Source organism: Lactiplantibacillus paraxiangfangensis (genome assembly GCF_036246185.1).
Lineage (GTDB): Bacteria > Bacillota > Bacilli > Lactobacillales > Lactobacillaceae > Lactiplantibacillus > Lactiplantibacillus paraxiangfangensis.
Genome location: NZ_BTPW01000027.1, coordinates 24143 through 38003, shown reverse-complemented (window position 1 = coordinate 38003; position 13861 = coordinate 24143). Strand labels below are relative to the sequence as shown.

The 13861-nt window shown below is 46.4% G+C and carries 14 protein-coding genes; 4 read left to right on the top strand and 10 right to left on the bottom strand.

The features are described 5' to 3' along the window. Window positions 1-297 precede the first annotated feature (297 nt). The 4 genes from AAA939_RS12855 to AAA939_RS12840 form a co-directional block, all read right to left on the bottom strand. The gene (locus tag AAA939_RS12855; RefSeq protein ID WP_338211233.1) at window positions 298-810 is read right to left on the bottom strand and encodes a MarR family transcriptional regulator; all 513 of its coding nucleotides are present in this window, start codon (window positions 808-810) and stop codon (window positions 298-300) included. 137 nt (window positions 811-947) lie between these two features. Then, on the bottom strand, window positions 948-3080 hold the full coding sequence (locus AAA939_RS12850) for a cation:proton antiporter (protein WP_338211231.1): 2133 nt from the start codon (window positions 3078-3080) through the stop codon (window positions 948-950). Between the two features lie 32 nt (window positions 3081-3112). Then, on the bottom strand, window positions 3113-4018 hold the full coding sequence (murB, locus tag AAA939_RS12845; RefSeq protein WP_338211230.1) for a UDP-N-acetylmuramate dehydrogenase: 906 nt from the start codon (window positions 4016-4018) through the stop codon (window positions 3113-3115). A gap of 110 nt (window positions 4019-4128) precedes the next feature. Then, window positions 4129-5031 (bottom strand): Gfo/Idh/MocA family protein, encoded by a 903-nt coding sequence (locus AAA939_RS12840; protein WP_338226005.1) that lies wholly within the window; start codon window positions 5029-5031, stop codon window positions 4129-4131. A 97-nt stretch (window positions 5032-5128) separates the two neighbouring features. On the opposite strand from AAA939_RS12840, the gene AAA939_RS12835 reads away from it, so the two are divergent. Both AAA939_RS12835 and AAA939_RS12830 read left to right on the top strand, forming a co-directional pair. Beyond that, entirely contained in the window at window positions 5129-5884 is a 756-nt protein-coding gene (locus AAA939_RS12835; protein WP_338211226.1) for an exodeoxyribonuclease III, read from the top strand. 75 nt (window positions 5885-5959) lie between these two features. Further along, on the top strand, window positions 5960-6496 hold the full coding sequence (locus AAA939_RS12830) for a 3'-5' exonuclease (protein WP_338211224.1): 537 nt from the start codon (window positions 5960-5962) through the stop codon (window positions 6494-6496). A 548-nt stretch (window positions 6497-7044) separates the two neighbouring features. On the opposite strand, the gene AAA939_RS12825 is transcribed toward AAA939_RS12830, so the two are convergent. From AAA939_RS12825 to AAA939_RS12810, 4 genes are all read right to left on the bottom strand, one after another. Further along, window positions 7045-7560 carry a GNAT family N-acetyltransferase gene (locus tag AAA939_RS12825; protein WP_338211222.1) on the bottom strand — a complete coding sequence of 172 codons (516 nt, stop codon included), beginning with the start codon at window positions 7558-7560 and terminating at the stop codon, window positions 7045-7047. A gap of 6 nt (window positions 7561-7566) precedes the next feature. Further along, on the bottom strand, window positions 7567-8028 hold the full coding sequence (gene tsaE, locus AAA939_RS12820; protein ID WP_338211221.1) for a tRNA (adenosine(37)-N6)-threonylcarbamoyltransferase complex ATPase subunit type 1 TsaE: 462 nt from the start codon (window positions 8026-8028) through the stop codon (window positions 7567-7569). A gap of 114 nt (window positions 8029-8142) precedes the next feature. Beyond that, window positions 8143-9120, bottom strand: a complete 978-nt coding sequence (gene pta / locus AAA939_RS12815) for a phosphate acetyltransferase (RefSeq protein ID WP_338211219.1) — start codon at window positions 9118-9120, stop codon at window positions 8143-8145. Window positions 9121-9142: 22 nt separating this feature from the next. Further along, a complete protein-coding gene (locus tag AAA939_RS12810; RefSeq protein WP_338211217.1) occupies window positions 9143-9835 on the bottom strand; it encodes a uracil-DNA glycosylase in 693 nt (230 codons plus the stop codon). Between the two features lie 114 nt (window positions 9836-9949). Between AAA939_RS12810 and AAA939_RS12805 the strand changes: the two genes are divergently transcribed. Both AAA939_RS12805 and AAA939_RS12800 read left to right on the top strand, forming a co-directional pair. Further along, a complete protein-coding gene (locus AAA939_RS12805) occupies window positions 9950-10819 on the top strand; it encodes a Cof-type HAD-IIB family hydrolase (RefSeq protein WP_338211215.1) in 870 nt (289 codons plus the stop codon). 24 nt (window positions 10820-10843) lie between these two features. Continuing rightward, complete coding sequence (locus tag AAA939_RS12800) at window positions 10844-11404, top strand: LURP-one-related/scramblase family protein (RefSeq protein ID WP_338211213.1); 561 nt, start codon at window positions 10844-10846, stop codon at window positions 11402-11404. A 43-nt stretch (window positions 11405-11447) separates the two neighbouring features. On the opposite strand, the gene AAA939_RS12795 is transcribed toward AAA939_RS12800, so the two are convergent. Continuing rightward, a complete protein-coding gene (locus AAA939_RS12795) occupies window positions 11448-12182 on the bottom strand; it encodes an amino acid ABC transporter ATP-binding protein (protein WP_338211211.1) in 735 nt (244 codons plus the stop codon). Between the two features lie 2 nt (window positions 12183-12184). Further along, the gene (locus AAA939_RS12790) at window positions 12185-13621 is read right to left on the bottom strand and encodes an amino acid ABC transporter substrate-binding protein/permease (protein ID WP_338211209.1); all 1437 of its coding nucleotides are present in this window, start codon (window positions 13619-13621) and stop codon (window positions 12185-12187) included. Between the last annotated feature and the right edge of the window lie 240 nt (window positions 13622-13861).

The following is a 13861-nucleotide window of genomic DNA, read 5'->3' as shown; positions in this document are numbered from 1 at the left end:
CTTCAATTACATTGACCGGACAACACAAAGAAGCGGCTTCACCGCGGTAGAATACCGCGGCAAAGCCGCTTAGACAGAACTCGAAAATTATATTATTTCACCTGTCAACTTGACAGGGACTAGTACAAATAGTTGATATTTCGGAATGGCTTTCCTTTTTACTATGGTCGAAACGTGGGACAAAAGGCAATTTGTTCCGCTTAACCCAAAATCAGCGACCATTCCAAACCCAGGAATAATCGCTGATTTTACGTTAATGCTCACAAACTGACCGCCTTTTGGCACACTCTCATTGACTTAGTTATTTACCTTTGGATCGGTATACTCAGCGTGACGGCCACGCTTATCGTGTAACCCACTGAAGCCGCTAAAGCCTAGTTTAGTCGCTTTTTTCTCAGCGTCCGTGATATAGCGTAGCGTATCGCCCGCACGTTTTTCTCCGTAAACTTGCATCCATTGATGAAACCGTTCGTCCGATGCCGTCGTGATTGATTGCTCAACGCGGGCCCCGGTTGGTGTCAGTGATAGATACTTGATTCGGCGATCATGTGCATTGGTTGTTTGATCAATATACTTTAAGTCTAACAACACGTTGATTTGACGGGCAATTGCGCTCCGTGAAACCCGTTGTTGAGTCGCAATCTTCACCAGTGTCAGTGGTTCTTCGCTAGTGGCGATCATTCGCATGACGATATAAGCTTCAAACGTTATCTTGTACGGCCGCGTTGGTACCGACACAAAGTCCCCAATATATTTCAAAATGTGCATATAAGTCTCCACGAATTGTTCGTGGATCTCTGATTCAGTCATGTTACGTCCCCCCGCAAATTCTTTCCTAAAACGATTCTTTAAAGCCCGTGATTAATTGGCAGGCATAACCATTTACTATTAACACTACTCTACATTATTATAACCTAGAACTACTCTTTTACAACATTTTAATGTAATTATTCATCGTTTGCATCGATGTCGTTAAGCATTAATAAATTTTCGGAATAATTGATGAATTGGCGTAACTTGGCAGCCGTTCGTAAATTGATCCGGCCACTCTCTAACAAGTGTTGAACCCCCGCACGTTCAGCACCCAAACTTTTGATGCGTAAAGTTTGAAGCTGGCGCTCATAATCTGCCCGTGACAAGCTATGATCCGCCTTCGCACTTTCGATTCGATTACGATAATGGACAATCAGGTGATACAAGGCTTGACGATCGAATTGTTGTTCATTGACGTTCGTCTGCTTCAAATATTGAGACAGCGCTTTGATAGCTGCCTTGGACGCGACTCGCTGAATCTCTAACTGTTCAGCACGTAATTTGTCGCTATCTGCTGGCGATAACCAGAGACGTAGATCTTGCATCCACCGATAGACCAGTACGCGGAGTGACCGCAACGTTGGTAGGCCCGCGCGATGCGTCGCCCGTTCTAGGCGCTGCTCACGGTGGTCAATTCGCCGTAAATAGGCCTGTGCCGCTAATTTAGACGTTTCTTTATTAGCCAGCATCTCTTCAACAGCCTGACGTTCACCCGTCAAAGCAACTAATCGTAACTGCATCTCATCAGTCAGCATCGGGGCCAACTGGTCAGCAGTTTGCGACGCCACTTCTAACCTACGAATCTGGAATTGTTGATCAAGGATCAAATCATAAGCCGCGCGTTGATTTTCCGGTCGGCGGTGTTCTTCAATATTTTGAACCGCCAACTGTAAAACGTAGATTCGGGCTTGTTTATAATCAATTTGATCCGGCTGATCACCCGCGTCTTCGTCAGGTTCATCAGGGCCGTTTGCTAACACCGCATCGTCGTCATCTAAGCTAGACCCCCGCGTCATAAAAGGTAACGAGCGGGAAGCCATTAACGGCAAAATTCCGGCGGCAGCCACCAGACTCACAATGATCACGCCGGCCGCAATGAACAGCACTAAGGCCCGTTCTGGAAAAGCGCCCCCACTCGCAATCACCGTTGGAATCGTAAAGACCCCGGCCATCGTGATGGCGCCCCGAACCCCGGATAGCCCGGACAAAGTGGCAATTCGGAGACTAGGCTTCGATTTATCATGGTCACGTAACCAGTTAAATAACATGTACACGTAGGTCCACGCAACCCGGATCAAAAGTAAAATCGCCCACACGATCAACACATCAAAAATGGCGTGGAACGTGTTAGTGTGTGACCCTTTGATCGTTGCTTGGGTCGCAACGGGCAGTTCAATTCCTAGGATCAAGAAGACGATCCCGTTCAATAAGTAAACGATAACGTTCCATACTTTTTCGGTGACTAACCGTAATTCCGGTGTATCTTCGTCGGCGTGTGAATTTTGAATATGTGACAAAACGCCCGCCGCAACGACGGCAACCACGCCGGAAGCGTGAAACCATTCTTCAGCGACAAAGTAAATGGCAAACGGCGTTAAGATCTGCAATACCACGTTAAACACCGTATCATTGATCCCTTCCCGCCGTAAAATATCACGTACGACCTGGATCAAAGTAATTAACGCTAACCCCACGGCTAGTCCCACTAAACTAATGTAGAAGAAGTCGCCCACGGCTTGGCTCAAGACAAAGCTACCAGTGACGGCCGCGGCTAACGCGTACTTGAATCCAATCAGCCCGCTGGCATCGTTGATCAAACTTTCACCACTAACTAAGTGCAAGATTTCTTTCGGGAGTTTAACCCCTTCTGAAATCGATTGGACTGCCACTGGATCGGTTGGCGACAAAATAGCGGCCAGCGCGATACTAACGGCTAGTGGAATTGACGGAATTAAAACGTGAATTAAAAATCCGCCTAAAATCGTTGTAATAAAGACGAGTACGATTGCATTGGCAAAAATCGCCCCGCGTAGTTCCCATAATTCCTGTTTTGGAAATTGGCGGCCATCGTTATACAGCATCGGTGCAATGAAAACCAGCATGAACCAGTCCGTTTGCAGGTTGACCTGTATATTTAGCAATAAAGCCACTCCTAGACCCAGCCCGACTTGAATTAAACTGACCGGGATTGCGACTAGATAGTGGCTCAACACGTTCGACAGCAGCACTAGACATGCCAATAAAATCACTAATTCTATAATCGGCACGTGGTTGCCCCCCTTGTTCAATTGACAAAAACTTACTTCGTGACGTCTTCTCCAATAATCCGAACTTCGGTTTGAAGGTGGACGCCAAACTTCTCAAAAACAACTTTTTGAACGTAATGGATCATATCCATATAGTCCGTAGCAGTTGCGTGGTCCACGTTAATAATAAAGCCCGCGTGCTTCTTTGACACTTCGGCGCCACCGATTCGATGCCCTTGTAGCCCGGCATCGTGAATCAGTTTACCCGTAAAGTATCCAGTTGGGCGCTTGAAGACACTCCCGCAAGATGGCCATTCTAAGGGTTGCTTAGCGGCCCGTAGCGTATTTAACTTGTCCATCTGGGCTTGAATCTTATCTTGTTTGCCGGGAGTTAGGGCAAACGTTGCGGTAACGACCGTATCATCGTAATCTTGAACCGTGCTGTGCCGGTACCCAAAGTTCAAATCAGCATTGGATAAAGTCTTCAGCTGGCCTTCGCGGGTCAAAACGGTTATTTCTTCAACGACTTCGCTAATTTCACCACCGTAAGCACCGGCGTTCATAAAGACCGCCCCACCGACACTTCCCGGAATTCCAGCGGCAAACTCGAGCCCTGAAAGACTAGCACGACACGCGGCCTTGGTCGTTTCAATCAGTGCCGCACCAGCTTCGGCTACCACGTGGTTCTCACTCGCATGAATCTGGTTCATCTTAGTAAGAATCATGGTCAAGCCACGGATACCGCCATCTTTGACGATCAAATTACTGGCGTTTCCAATCACCGTCAGCGGAATGTTTTCGGCATCGGCATATTCAATCAGCGTTTTAGCTTCACTGATGGACTTTGGAAACGCAACGTAATCAGCGGGACCGCCGGTTTTAGTGTTCGTATAATGACTAAGGGCTTCATTCTTTTTAATTTCAATGGCTGGAAAAGTGGCCAAGACATCTTTGGTCATGGTGGAAGTTCCTTTCATGTTTCATTAATAATTATTTAGGGTTAAAACTGCGCTGGCAGTCATCAAGTCAACCACCAATTGCGTCAGTCAATATCTAATTTTATCACTTTTTAACGGCTTAATAAATGACGACACACCGCATGACTAGTAATGGCAGACGTTGGGTCAACCGGGTTGACGCCGTGGGTGGTAACCGCGGTTAGAAACGCCCGGATCAAGGGTGCAAAGCCGCGTTTCTCTAGCGTTGGCTCCCAATCAGGAAAGGCCGTCGTCTGCGTTTGCGCCGTCTGATACTGTGTCAAAGTACTCAAATCATTAACCGTAACGCGGCCATGAATTGTTTGAACCGTCGCCTGTTCTAAGTTGACGCCGCCGTACATATTCGTGATGACTTGTAACTGTTCGTGACTCGTTTGTGCAGTGAGGTACCCCTGTCCTAAAGCGCCCGTATCCGTCTGTAAAATCCGACCATCCGTAGCTGCCAATGGTTCATCTAATAAAAATAGGCCAGTATCGACCGCGTGGATCATCAAATCAAACACCGCGGTCTCTGGAGCTTGGCCGCCCGTGGTGCGGACTTTTTCAACCGTAATCATCCGCTTATCAGGTAACGCTTTGAGTTGCTGATTAAGCGGGGCAAAGCGCCGGTTAAAGCCGCAGGTCAGCATCAAATGACGACTCGCCGCGAGATCATACAACGCCTGAACATCCTGCAAATCAGTCGCGACCGGTTTATCAACGTACACGTTGATCCTATTTTCTAAGAGCTGCCGAATAATCGATGCGTGGGTCGCGGTCGGCGTATGCACGAAGACGGCCGCCGGGTGGACCGCAATCAATTCATCCAAGTTAGCGTGCGTGTGCTGAAACCCGTACTGAGCCGCTAACTTTGCCCGCTTCTCCGGATTACGGGTCGTTAAGTGAAATTCATATTGATCTTGCATGCCAGCGAATACTGGTAGATACGCTTTTTGTGCGATATTCCCTAAACCAATAACCCCAATTTTTAACATGTCCGTTCCTCCATTTTCATCCCGCAAATGCGGTACAATAAACATATTATGGACTTCATAACGTCCACGACTTCTTTACGAAAGGTCTGAATCGCTCTTGAAACTTATTTCTTGGAATGTCAACGGTCTCCGAGCCGCGGTTAAACACGGCTTCGTCGACGCTTTTAACCAGTTGGACGCCGATTTTTTCTGCGTTCAGGAAACCAAATTGCAGGCAGGTCAAATTGACCTCGACCTTCCCGGTTACCACCAGTATTGGAACTATGCTGAACGCAAGGGATACTCAGGTACCGCAATTTTCACCAAACACGAGCCATTAAACGTCACGTACGGCATCGGCGTTCCCGAACACGATACGGAAGGCCGGGTCATAACACTAGAATACCCCGACTACTACGTTTTAACGTGCTACACCCCTAATTCCGGCGGTGAACTTAAGCGCCTCGATTACCGGCAAAGCTGGGAAGACGCCTTTTTAACTTACATCAATAACTTAAGCGCGCAGAAACCACTGATTTTCTGCGGGGACCTCAACGTCGCTCACGAAAACATTGATTTAAAAAACTGGCGGAGTAATCATCACAGTGCTGGCTTCACCGACGAAGAACGTGGTAAGTTCGATCGTTTGTTGGCGAATGGCTACACCGATACTTTCCGGCACTTCTACCCGGACCAAACTGAAATTTATTCTTGGTGGAGCTACCGGTTCCACGCGCGCGACAATAACTCGGGGTGGCGGATCGACTACTTTATCACGTCAAACCAGCTTGATGACCGGTTACTAAACGCGCGCATCTTAAACGATGTCTACGGTTCCGACCACTGCCCGGTTGAATTAGATATTCGCCTATAACCGAATCGCAAACTTGAAATCCAACCAATCCCTTAGTAGGATTAACTTAATTCTTTAGAAACGGTGGTGGCACCTTTGAACTTTGTCGCAATGGATTTTGAAACTGCGAATGCCAAACGGGACAGTGCTTGTTCCCTGGCGCTTACAATTGTCCGCAACAGTCAAGTCACGGATGAATTTTACACACTGATCAAGCCTGAAAGTGACTTTTTCTGGCGAAACGTTCAAATTCACGGCATTCACGAAGCCGACGTTGCTTCGGCGCCCAAGTTCCCAGAAGTATGGGACCACATCGCGCCGTTTTTCCAACGGGACCGGTTAGTGATTGCCCATAACGCGCCGTTTGATACCGGTGTGCTTCGCCAAACGTTGGCGCACTATGGCATCAGCGCGCCGGAGTACCTGTCCATGGACACGGTCAAAACGAGCAAGCGCTTCTACCCTGAACTTCCGAACCACAAATTAGATACGATGTGCGATGCACTTAACATCGAGCTTCAGCACCATCACAACGCCTTAGACGACAGCTTAGCTTGCGCTAATATCTTGCTAACTGAAGCCCAGCAGTTCGGCACTGAACAGCTTAAACCGTTCGTACGCGTCCAAGGCTAAACGATTTAAATGTCTGAAATTACTATCAACACCGCAATAACAATTTTAGCCGCTGCGCCGGACAGCCCTGGTTTGCTAAGGGGGACGGTCCCAGCCAAAGCTCGGTCTGGCACCTCAATTCAAAGCCGACAATTCACGTCTTTGAATCGCCCCGCAAGATTAGCGTAAGAATCGCCCGCTAATCTTGCCGACACAGCAACCAAAGCTGTCCGGCTCCGCTAGAAATAGTCTCACTATTGTTATTGCTATCGAATATTCGGAGGTTGTCACTGATAGCATCGGTCGTGAAGGTAGTGTTAGGCCGATGATTTTTTCGGCGTTACACCACGGACGGTCCGGGATAATTGCGTACTGTGCAATTATTCCGGGCGAGGGGCAAGACCGCATGCTATCAGTGACAACCGGATTAGGTTCTTAAATGATTGATACAACATTGCTCGAACCCTTTCAACCTTTTAGCTAGCTAACTTAAAAACGTGTGTCAAACTGCGATTATTTGCGATTTGACACACGTTTTTTATAAAATCAATTACACCGTAAAAGACGATTTAGACCGGCAAAGCCATGTCGATGGCGGGGACTTTTTCGCCCGTTGGATCGAGGACGTCGTACGGTTTCGGCGTGCGCTTCTCGAATCCCAGGTGTTCATAAAGACAAATAGCGCGCACGTTACGGAGTTGCACCGTCAAAACAAGTTGTTTTAAGGTACTGAAATCCTGTGCCCAGTTAATCAACTCTTCGACCAACGCGGCACCGAGACCCATCCCCCAAAATTCTTTAAGCACGGCGACACCAATCTCGCCCTCAGTAACAACTAAACCTTCCATTGCTTGGACTGTCCCGACACCAATTAAGCGCTGATCTAAGACCGCGACAAAAATCATGTTGGTCGTAGTTCGGGTAATTTGCTCAATTTGTTGTCGTTCTTCTCGCTCACTAATGGCACCCAAACCCTCATCCGCCGTAAAGGTGTTCGATTCATGGGACAGGTGCTTCAACAATTGTAACAACTTAGCAGCGTCTCCTGGCACTGCTGGTCGGACATCCACAACCTCTTCTGCCATGGTTGCTCACCCTTTCAATTGGTTCACAAGCTGATCATAGCGCGCCCCGTGCGGCGTTAACGTAATCGTACGACCATCATCAGTGGCTCCGTTACGTTCCAGCGCAATTCGCAAATACGTTGTCGGCAAAAGATCAGCAATAAATTCAGACCATTCCACAACGCTCACACCGTCACCATCAAAATATTCATCCAGTCCTAAGTCTTCCGCGCCGCCGTCTTCTAAACGATAGACATCCATATGATACAGTGGCAAACGCCCCTGATGATACTCGCGAATCAGGGTGAAGGTTGGACTTTTAACATTATTGGGAATTCCCAAACTCTTAGCTAGCCCCTTGGTAAAGGTCGTTTTGCCCGCACCCAGGTCGCCATCCAATAAAATCAAATCACCTGGCTGTACTAACTGACCAATCTGTTCACCCAGTTGCATCGTTTCTTCCGGGGACGTTACCGTCATCGAATTCATAAAATGTCCATCTCCTCATTTAACATACTGTTTTCATTATAAAAAAAACGGGCGAAACTTCAAAGTACAAGTCCTGAAGTTCCCCCGTTTTAAAATTGCTCTTACTTAATTTGGTTATGCTAATCCTTGCGCCGCTGTAATAATGGCGACTTTGTAGACGTCTTCTCCACTGGCACCCCGTGATAAATCGGAGACCGGCTTGTTCAAGCCTTGCAAAATTGGGCCGACCGCTTCAAAACCACCGAAGCGTTGGGCAATCTTGTAGCCGATGTTTCCTGCTTGTAATTCTGGGAAAACAAAGACGTTGGCGTGACCAGCAACTTTTGAACCAGGTGCCTTTTGTAAACCAACCTTTTCAACAAAGGCGGCGTCAAATTGAAGTTCACCATCGATGGCTAAGTCTGGTTCAGCAGCTTGGGCCTTCGCCGTTGCTTCTTGAACTTTGGTTACCATGTCGCCCTTAGCTGAACCCTTCGTTGAAAAGCTGAGCATTGCAACCTTAGGATCAATGTCAAAGATTTCAGCGGTGTGAGCACTTTGCGTTGCAATTTCGGCTAACGTATCTGCATCTGGGTCAATGTTAATGGCACAGTCCGCAAAGACGTAGCGTTCGTCACCTTTTTGCATAATGAACGCACCAGAAATCCGGTGTGAACCGGGCTTAGTCTTAATAATTTGTAAGGCTGGCCGCACCGTGTCACCAGTTGGATGAACGGCACCGGAAACCATCCCGTCAGCTTTGCCCATATAAACGAGCATCGTTCCAAAATAATTTTCATCTTCAAGCATCTTGGCCGCTTGCTCAGGGGTATTCTTACCCTTGCGCCGCTCTACCAATGAGTCCAGCATCGCCTGCTTGTCAGCAGCTGGATATGTAGCTGGGTCTAACACTTGAACACCGCTAAGGTCGGCTTTTAAGTCCTTAGCAACCGCTTGGACTTTGTCCGTAGCGCCTAAAACGATTGGTTTAACTAATCCATCCGCAGCAAGCCGTGCCGCAGCACCGACGATCCGGGGTTCCGTACCTTCGGGGAAAACAATGGTTTGATCTTTACCAGTAATTTTTTGTGCCAATGATGTAAATAGATCCATGAAATGACCCTCCAATAAAAAATTAATTTTTTATACTGACGTGTTCTGGAAGTTGCCAATTAATGGGCTGTTCGCCAAATGATTCTAACGCAATGTTAGTTTTGGAAAATGGTTTGGAACCAAAGAAGCCCCGGTAAGCGGATAGCGGGCTTGGATGTGGTGCTTGTAACACCACGTTCGTTTCCGTATTGATCAGCTTAATTTTGGAACGAGCTGCTTTGCCCCAGAGAATGAAGACTACCGGTGTTGGCCGTTCGGATAATTGATGAATCGCATAATCCGTCAACTGTTCCCAGCCCTTATTAGCATGCGAAAAGGCAATGCCATTTTGAACCGTAAGGACTGAGTTCAGTAGTAAAACGCCCTGTTTAGCCCAACTCTCTAGATAACCATGATTGACTGGCGTACAGCCAACGTCATCCTGTAGTTCTTTGTATATATTGACCAGTGATGGTGGTACCGCAACCCCGGGCAAAACGGAAAAGCTCAATCCGTGCGCCTGATTGGGACCGTGATACGGGTCCTGGCCTAAGATAACGACCTTTGTGTCGGCAAACGGCGTCCATTCAAAGGCTTGAAAAATATTATACATATCCGGATGAATATTTTTCGTCCGATATTCTTCTTTTAAAAATTCGTGCAGCTGATGGTAATAAGGCTCCTCAAATTGGGGCTCCAAAATGTCCCACCAGTCCGTATGAATAAACGCTTTCATCCTTAACACCTCTACATTATTGTAGCATACTAAAAACCGGTAATGATAATAATTCTGAATTCACTCCTAAACATGTTAAAATGTAACTATTAAGACAACTAAGGATGTGACAACATGATTTCGATTATCGCTTCTGACATGGACGGCACGTTATTAAACAACGAAATGACCGTTTCGGATTTTAATGCCGATGCTATCCGTCAAGCGCAGCAGCAAGGCGTCCACTTCATCGTTTCCACCGGTCGTCGCTACTCTGAAGCTCAACCACTCATGGCCGCTCAAGGGATTACCGCTCCCCTGATTACGTTAAATGGCGCAGAAGTTTACGATGCTTCTGGTAAAATGCTCGACATGGTTCCCATTACTAAGACCGTTTCGCGGGCTATTTTTCACACGTTAATTTCACGTGGCTATTATTTTGAAGTGGTTGGTAATGATGGTATTTACTCGAATAATAAAGCCAAGCGAATCGAACAAATTGCCCACCTACTGACCAATTTAAATCCGGATACGTCGTTTAAGATCGCCGTGACCTTAGCGTCGGCCCGTCTTGAATTGATGGATATTAACTACGTCGATAACTACGACGAATTACTTAATGACCCGACCAAGCACGTCATGAAAATCATTACGTTTAGTCAGGAAGGGCCAGCTAAGCTCAAACCATTAAGTGATGAATTATTAGCCAAGCATTCATCCTTAAAAATCACTTCATCTTCGCGCTCTAATATTGAAATCAATAATATCAATGCCCAAAAAGGCATCGCCGTTGAACGCTACGCCAACATGCTCAATACGCCAATGACCGATGTGATGGCCATTGGCGATAATAACAATGACGTTTCGATGCTCAAAGTTGCCGGTGTCAGCTATGCGATGGGTAACGGAACCAATGAAGTGAAACAGTTAGCCAACCGGGTGACCGATACCAATGTCAATGACGGGGTTGGTAAGGCTATTTTGGAAGTGCTCGCGCAACAATAGTTCACCGGGAAACGAGGGTTGAAAATGCGTAAATTATATTTCAGCCGCAATAGCTTTGCCAAGGGCGCACGGGTCGTTCGTGATGAACATAACCAGTCTCACTACTTACTCGTAGGTCGCTGGGGACGGCGTCAGGACGCGCTTAGTCTCTACGCTATCCGTGGCGAACTACTTGCTGAAATCCGACAGACCACACTCGGACTATTACCAAAGTTTGAGTTATATTATAATCGTCAAAACGTCGGCTCCATCAGTAAAACACTGGGCTTTTGGCATGAAATGATCTACGTGCGGAAGCTCCGTTGGATTATTATGGGAAGTCTCAATTCAGAAACGTACCGCGTTTATCACGGGACCGAATTGGTCATGACAATGCGCCCGGTTGTCACCAGTAATGGCGAAGCGTTTGAGTTAACCATTACTGAACATTCCACGGAACCGCTGTGCATTTGTATCGCAGCGATTCTCGACCATTGGCAAAAGCCAACAAATCGTTCCCGCTCATCAGCGTTATCAAGTGACGGACTCCAAGTCAACTTTGGGGAAAGCAACTACACGCTCCATCACAAATTACCGCAAAACTAAAAAACGTCGGCCAATGATGGTCGACGTTTTTTTGGTGTGCATTTTACACATTAATTACTTTGTTTAAGAAATCTTGTAACCGTGGACTCTTTGGGTGATCGAATAAATCATCCGGTTTGCCACTTTCTTGAATCAAGCCATCTGCCATGAAAACGACGCGGTCCGCAACTTCCTTTGCGAAGCCCATTTCATGGGTAACCACGATCATGGTCATCCCTTGCGCTGCTAACTTTTTCATAACGTCCAACACATCGCCGACCATTTCAGGATCCAAAGCAGAAGTCGGTTCGTCAAATAACATGATGCTTGGATGCATTGCTAAGGCCCGGGCAATCGCAACCCGTTGCTTTTGTCCACCAGATAAAGATTTAGGCATCGCATCCGCTTTGTCTGATAACCCAACCGTGGCTAATAAGTCACGCGCTGTTTTTTCAGCTTCCGCTTTCGATTCCTTGTTTAACTGAACGGGCGCCAACGTAATGTTTTGTAAGACTGACAAATGCGGGAATAAGTTAAAATGTTGGAAAACCATCCCAATATTTTCACGAACTAAGTTGATATTCGTACCCTTGTCTGACAGGTCATACCCACTAATAACGACTTGCCCCTGGGTCGGGATTTCCAAATCGTTTAAACAACGGAGGAAGGTACTTTTCCCGGAACCAGACGGGCCAATCATACAAACCACTTCGTTATCTTGGACTTCTAAGTTGAGCCCCTTTAAAACTTCGTTGTCGCCGTAACTTTTGTGTAAATCTTTGACGATCACTTTAGCCATACTTAGTTAATCCTCCTTTGAACCCAGTTTGAAAGCCAAGTCAATAACGTGATAATTGCGAGGTAGATAATCGCAATCATGAGCCAAATCTTAAACCCTTCGAAGTTCCGCGCAATGATCAACGTCCCGGTTTGGGTTAATTCAACGATCCCGATAACGGAAAGGATTGAAGTATCCTTCAACGTGATAATGAATTGGTTGATAAATGACGGAATCATGATTCGAATTCCTTGTGGCATGATAACTTTCCGCATGGCGGTCCAATATGGTAACCCTAACGAACGGGCTGCTTCCATTTGACCATCATCAACGGCTTGGAAGCCCCCTTTAACGAAGGCCCCGGTATAAGCCCCTTCATTCAGCATCAAGGTTATCATCCCGGCAACGAACGCTGGAATTTTAAACCCGTGCCCAATCAAGTCTGGGAACCCAATGTAGATGAAGAACGCCAACACCATTAGTGGCATCCCCCGGAAAATATAGATAATCGTGCTTGAAATGGCAGGACCAACTTTACCCGGCATAACGCCAAGGACACCGAGGGCCAGCCCCATAACAGTTGCTAAAATAATAGAAATAACGGTTAATTCTAGGGTCATCCATAACCCACTACCAATGGTTCCTAGGTTTTGGGTAAACAGTCCGATAAAGGTCCGACTGCTGGCCGTTTCACCAGTCAATGATGATTCACTAGAATGTAAATATTTATCAACAATCTTCTTATACTGACCATCTGCTTTGATGGCTTTTAGACCGGCGTTGAACTTCTTCAACAACTTAGCGTTCTTACCCTTTTTAACGGCAAAACCGTAATCACCGGCTTCGTATTGCTTGGAAACGATCTTTAGCGCAATCCCGTTTTTGATCCCGTAAGACATAACGGGGTAATCTTCAAAACAGGCGGCTGAGTTTCCAACCTTAACATCGTTATACATATTATTAGAATCATTGAAATACTTAATCTTGAAACCGTACTTGCTTTGGATCGACTTTGCGTAGGTCGCTCCAGCCGTCCCGGTCTTTAGTGCGACAGTCTTGCCTTTTAACTGGCTAAACTGCTTAATCTTACTATCCTTAGCCACGGCCATAACGACCCCGGAAGTGTAGTAGGCATTTGAAAAATCAAACGTCTTCTTCCGTTCAGGCGTGATGTTCATCCCAGCAATCACACCGTCAACCTGGTTGGCACTTAGCTGCTGAACGGCGGCCCCGAAGCTAATTGCTTTTAACTTATAATTGATATTTTCTTTTTTCGAGATCGCATTCAAAATATCAATATCGATCCCTTTATACTTACCGCCTTTGGCCTGAAATTCAAACGGCGCAAAGGTAGTATCTGTCGCAATCGTATATGTTTTCGCCTGCGCCTGAGTGCCAACTGCAAACCAGCTGCCCAGTGCCGCTAATAACATGACAATTGCAACTTGCCATTTTTTCATCAATTGTGAGACCTCCTAATTCATTTTACCGGATTGGTATGTCATAAAATATAACATAAATCATCCGTTACCACCAACTCAAACTATAATAATATTATAATTTAATTTTAATGTTTGCGGTATCATTTATATTTTGCTTAACTTTCTTAAGCAAACTAGCAATCGTAACAAAGATTCCTAGGAAAATGGCCTATTATTACGTTTTTTAATTTTTCCGGCGATAACCGTCCTCATGTTCAA